Source organism: Peribacillus sp. SIMBA_075 (genome assembly GCF_046534585.1).
Genome location: NZ_JAWRYN010001755.1, coordinates 1 through 229 on the forward strand (window position 1 = coordinate 1; position 229 = coordinate 229).

Below are 229 nucleotides of genomic sequence, written 5' to 3' on the forward strand. Positions count from 1 at the left end.
GAACGAGCGATCCGCATGGCTCTCCCGCCCTTGGTCGGACTGCCTACCGACCGCAAGATCATCGGCCCGCATCCCTTTCTCGCCGTCGGCGAGAAATATGTTCGTGCCGTGGTCGAGGGCGCCGAGGCCACGCCCGTGCTGCTGCCCGGCCTGCACCCGCCGGTGCTGGCCGAGGCCTGGCTCGAACGCCTGGATGGCCTGCTGCTGACCGGCTCGGCCAGCAACATCG

1 protein-coding gene is annotated in these 229 nt (G+C 69.4%); it reads left to right on the forward strand.

Features of this window, described 5'->3' with window-relative positions:
• A partial coding sequence (locus SB775_RS34460; protein ID WP_410865783.1) for a gamma-glutamyl-gamma-aminobutyrate hydrolase family protein occupies positions 1–229 on the forward strand: 229 nt, incomplete at both ends.